At 54.9% G+C, this 4,532-nt stretch carries 7 protein-coding genes; 3 read left to right on the top strand and 4 right to left on the bottom strand.

The annotated features are described in order from the left end of the window. Both Q0362_RS05020 and rpsO read right to left on the bottom strand, forming a co-directional pair. Window positions 1–1,574, bottom strand: a 1,574-nt coding sequence (locus Q0362_RS05020) for a polyribonucleotide nucleotidyltransferase (protein ID WP_298120644.1), incomplete at its 3' end; no start/stop codon positions are given. A gap of 322 nt (window positions 1,575–1,896) precedes the next feature. Beyond that, complete coding sequence (gene rpsO, locus Q0362_RS05015; RefSeq protein ID WP_280794286.1) at window positions 1,897–2,166, bottom strand: 30S ribosomal protein S15; 270 nt, start codon at window positions 2,164–2,166, stop codon at window positions 1,897–1,899. A 211-nt stretch (window positions 2,167–2,377) separates the two neighbouring features. Between rpsO and Q0362_RS05010 the strand changes: the two genes are divergently transcribed. The 3 genes from Q0362_RS05010 (at window position 2,378) to Q0362_RS05000 (ending at window position 3,472) form a co-directional block, all read left to right on the top strand. Continuing rightward, window positions 2,378–2,740 carry a DUF805 domain-containing protein gene (locus tag Q0362_RS05010; RefSeq protein WP_298120640.1) on the top strand — a complete coding sequence of 121 codons (363 nt, stop codon included), beginning with the start codon at window positions 2,378–2,380 and terminating at the stop codon, window positions 2,738–2,740. 92 nt (window positions 2,741–2,832) lie between these two features. Next, window positions 2,833–3,225 carry a DUF805 domain-containing protein gene (locus tag Q0362_RS05005; RefSeq protein WP_298120637.1) on the top strand — a complete coding sequence of 131 codons (393 nt, stop codon included), beginning with the start codon at window positions 2,833–2,835 and terminating at the stop codon, window positions 3,223–3,225. 25 nt (window positions 3,226–3,250) lie between these two features. Further along, the gene (locus Q0362_RS05000) at window positions 3,251–3,472 is read left to right on the top strand and encodes a DUF167 domain-containing protein (protein ID WP_366099777.1); all 222 of its coding nucleotides are present in this window, start codon (window positions 3,251–3,253) and stop codon (window positions 3,470–3,472) included. Here the strand turns inward: Q0362_RS05000 and Q0362_RS04995 are convergent. Both Q0362_RS04995 and Q0362_RS04990 read right to left on the bottom strand, forming a co-directional pair. Then, window positions 3,469–4,155 carry an alpha/beta hydrolase gene (locus Q0362_RS04995; RefSeq protein ID WP_298120631.1) on the bottom strand — a complete coding sequence of 229 codons (687 nt, stop codon included), beginning with the start codon at window positions 4,153–4,155 and terminating at the stop codon, window positions 3,469–3,471. The two genes, Q0362_RS05000 and Q0362_RS04995, sit on opposite strands and share 4 nt — an antisense overlap. A gap of 2 nt (window positions 4,156–4,157) precedes the next feature. Further along, on the bottom strand, window positions 4,158–4,532 hold a 375-nt coding region (locus tag Q0362_RS04990; RefSeq protein ID WP_280794281.1), incomplete at its 5' end, for an FKBP-type peptidyl-prolyl cis-trans isomerase.

Here is a 4,532-nt window from a genome sequence, read left to right as displayed (position 1 = left end):
TCTTCTGCACCGAGGATGTCGGTCAGAGCTGCGTAGCGGGTCTCACCGTTGACCTCGTCAGAGACGAGACCCATAGCGATACCTGCAACAGGAGCGCGCAGAGGAACACCAGCGTTGAGCAGCGACAGAGTCGATGCACAGACCGAACCCATCGAGGTCGAACCGTTGGAGCCCAGAGCCTCAGATACCTGACGGATTGCGTAAGGGAACTCTTCACGTGCAGGAAGCACGGGAACGAGAGCACGCTCTGCCAGGAAGCCGTGACCGATTTCGCGGCGCTTAGGCGTTCCCACACGACCGGTTTCACCGGTGGAATATGGAGGGAAGTTGTAGTGGTGCATGTAGCGCTTCGAAGTGATCGGAGACAGCGAGTCAATCTGCTGTTCCATCTTCAGCATGTTCAAGGTGGTGATACCCATGATCTGGGTCTCTCCACGCTGGAAGATAGCTGAACCGTGAACGCGAGGGATGACCTGAACTTCAGCATCCAGTGCACGGATGTCGCGCAGACCACGGCCGTCCATACGAACACCCTCGGTGAGGATACGTCCGCGAACAACCTTCTTGGTTACTGACTTGTATGCAGCACCGAACTGGTTGAGAGCAATCTCTTCGAGCTTGCCTTCGGCAACCTGTGCAGCGATAGCTTCCTTCACGCGAGCCTTGACCTCGTCGTCAGCATTCTGACGCTCGATCTTGTCTGCGATGAGGTAAACCTTCTCGAGGTCAGCAAGAGCGAGGTCGCTCACTGCTGCGTAGAGCTCGTCAGAGTAAGGAAGGAATACGGGGTAGTCCTGAACTTCCTTAGCTGCCTGACGTGCGAGCTCAACCTGAGCCTTGATCAGCGAGGTGAGGAAAGGCTTAGATGCTTCAAGACCCTGAGAGACGATTGCCTCGTCAGGCTTGATGCCGCCAGCCTTGATGAGGTCCCAGCTACCTTCGGTAGCTTCTGCCTCAACCATCATGATGGCGATGTCTTCCTTGCCGTCCTTGTCCACAACGAGGCGACCTGCAACAACGAGGTCGAAGACCGCGTCCTTGAGCTGGTCAACGTTGGGGAATGCAACCCACTGGCCGTCAATCAGGGCCATACGGATACCACCGATAGGACCAGAGAAAGGCAGACCGGAGATCTGGGTAGATGCAGACGACGCGTTGATTGCCAGTGCGTCATAGAACTCACCAGGAGCAATAGAGAGCACGGTGATCACGATCTGAACCTCGTTACGCAGACCATCAACGAAGGATGGGCGCAATGGGCGGTCGATCAGACGGCAGACCAGGATGGCCTCAGTCGAGGGACGGCCTTCACGACGGAAGAACGAACCGGGGATCTTGCCTGCTGCGTAGGAGCGCTCTTCAACGTCTACGGTCAGAGGGAAGAAGTCGAAGTTATCCTTAGGCTGCTTGCTGACCGAAGTAGCAGAGAGCAACATGGTTTCTTCATCCAGGTAGGCCGCAACTGCGCCCTGAGCCTGCTGTGCGAGACGACCGGTTTCAAAGCGGACGACGCGCTTGCCGAACTTACCGTTATCGATAACGGCTTCGGCGAATTTGATTTCTGGACCTTCCATTGAAGGTTTCTCCTTTGTTTTACGTCGATTCCCCGTGTGGGATTCGACTCATACGTTCGAAAGCAGAACAAGACAGAACGAAGGCGTTATCAACGCACATACATCGCACGAGTATCAGACTTCGTGCTGGCCACCAGTAGAAATCCACCAACATCTGTTGGTAAACCACCACCGAAGACCAGCGAACTGTCTGCCTGCTCTTCTCTAAGAGTACCTCAAAACCCTCAATAAGCCCATGAAGGCTGATATTCGAAGATGAATGTCAGGTTAAATCACAAGAGCCACCCCGAAGGGTGGCTCTTGGTGAAGTGTCTGTATTCGACTAGCGACGCAGACCGAGGCGCTCAATGAGCTGACGGTAGCGAGTGATGTCGACATCGGACAGGTAGCCGAGAAGACGGCGACGCTGACCAACGAGCAACAGCAGTCCACGACGTGAGTGGTGGTCGTGCTTGTGCTCCTTGAGGTGCTCGGTCAGGTCCTTGATGCGCTTGGTGAGAAGTGCAACCTGAACCTCAGGAGATCCAGTGTCACCGGGGTGAGTTGCGTATTCGTCGATGATCGCCTTCTTGACATCTGCTTCTAGTGCCATGTTGGGATCCCCTTTCTTAGTACCTCGTTGCGCGGCGCCCATGACCTTATGTCTGAGCTCTCTTAATCCGCGGCCGTTAGACGGCAACCTCACAAGGTTATCAGAGCTTAAGGCGCGCCAGAAACCACATGTCCATCTCTCGTTCACCCCTCGGGAGTAGCCTAAAAACGAGGCACAAGAATTCAGCGCCTCACTTAAGTCAGGAGTAATCATGAATTTCGGTGAAGCAATCAAGTTCGGCTTCAGCAACTACGCAAACTTCCAGGGACGCTCTCGTCGCTCTGGCTACTGGTACTGGGCGCTGTTTAACGCACTGGTCACCTTTATGTTCAACGTCCTTGCAGGCGGAAAGACAGACAACTTCTTTGGAATCCTCGGAACCATCGCAAGTTTGGCACTTCTGCTTCCTAGCCTTGCCTACGCCGTGCGTCGCCTCCACGACATCGACAAGTCCGGCTGGTTCATTCTGTTCGCACTGATCCCGCTCGTTGGCTGGATCTTCCTGCTGGTTTGGTATGTCAAGGACAGCGAGCCTGGCACCAACCGCTTCGGTGCAAACCCCAAGGGTGCATAACAACTGAGCAAAGAACAACTGCCTCCTGTGTTTATTCACAGGAGGCAGTTTTCAATTCGGGAGTATTCCCTGTTTAAGCCAAGATGGTGATTATGACTTTTTCTCAGGCAATCCAGTCCGTCTTCTCCAAAGCAACGAAGCTTGAGGGCCGTGCTCCTCGCTCCGAATACTGGTACTGGGTTCTCTTCACCTTCATCGTGCAGATGCTCACCATCGTGCCCGTGATTCTTGTTGCCATGATGATTCCTCAGCGCGACGTCTGGGCAATTCTTCCTTTCCTCATTGCTGCCGGGTCCATCTGGGTATTCCTGTGGATTACGCGTATCACTGTGACCGTGCGTCGTTACCACGACCAGGGCATGTCAGGTTGGATGTTCTTCATTGGCGTCGTGCCCGTTATCGGTGGCCTGCTGGAGATTATCTTCATGCTGCAGCCCAGCCAGGCAGGATCCAACAAGTACGGCGTTCAATACCTCGGAAAGTAACAGCGCTTCGCGCTAGCTTTTGTTTATGCGCGTTGTCGTTCGAGTGAAACCCGGAAGCTCTAAAGGGCCACTCGTCGAATCTGACGAGGAAGGTCTAGTTGTTTTCGTGCGCGAGAAAGCCATTGATGGCGGCGCCAATGAAGGAGTGACCAAGCTTCTGGCCGAACACTTTGGTGTGGCAAAGTCGAAGGTAAGAGTTGTACGCGGTCACACCGCGCGCATCAAACAGATCGAAATCGACGACTAACCCGTCACGTTCTTTCGCAGGAACGAAGCAGCGTCCTCGATTTCTTCCAGTGACAAGCTGTGACCAACGTGGGCATAGAGTTTGGCTTCCACATCGAAGTGTTCAGGCAACCAGCGACGCGTGAAGTCAATAAGAACTTGCGTAATGACAGGATCTTGAGGGTCACGCCCCCAAAACAGCGGAGGCATCACATCGGCGAGCGCTTGGTCGCGCTCTGCTGCACCTTCGGTCGTGTCCTGCACAGCAAAGCTGGCAAAGAAGACGCCGGCAATAAAGCGCTCAGGCTGGTGACGGAAGAGCTGCGTGAGCATGACTCCCCCTTGAGAGAAGCCCAAGAGCGCAACATCACCTAGTCCACCGACTTCAGCGTCGAGTTCATCGATCCATGCGATCAGACTGTGGGTGGAGGCAGTGACTTCGTTGATGTCACGGCGCAGAGTGTCATTCTCTGCGTCATAGTCAATGGCGAACCAAGCATTGCCTGGTCCTGCAGTGAGCGGTGCCCGCAGCGAGGCAATAACGAATTCTTCGGGCAAGTACTGCCCTAACGAGAAGAGGTCGCCCTCGTTCGAGCCGTAGCCATGCATCATGATGAGCAGGGGGCGTTCGGCTAGAACGGTGGCGACACTCTCTCGTGGTACTGACCACCGCACAGCGGCGCTGTCGATGGCAGGAAAGGTCATGCTTAGCTAACGCCCAGCAGGTCGATAACGAAGATAAGGGTCTTGCCGGAGAGACGGTGACCGCCACCAGCTGGACCGTATGCCTTCGCAGGAGGACATACGAGCATGCGGCGTCCGCCAACCTTCATTCCGGGGATACCTTCTTGCCATCCGGAGATGAGGGCCTGGAGAGGGAAGTTGATGGATTCGCCACGGTTCCAGGAAGCATCGAATTCTTCGCCGGTTTCGTATTCAACACCGACGTAGTGCACGTCTACGGTTGCACCAGCGGTTGCTTCTGCGCCGTCGCCAACAACGATGTCTGTAATGGTGAGCTCAGAAGGAGCGTCACCCATGGGTGCGTCGATTTCTGGCTTAGTGAGGTTGTGTTCAGTCAT

It is taken from the genome of uncultured Aurantimicrobium sp., from assembly GCF_936931525.1.
GTDB lineage: Bacteria > Actinomycetota > Actinomycetes > Actinomycetales > Microbacteriaceae > Aurantimicrobium.
Note: the sequence above shows the minus strand (reverse complement) of the source record. Positions and strands in the feature narration are given on the sequence as shown.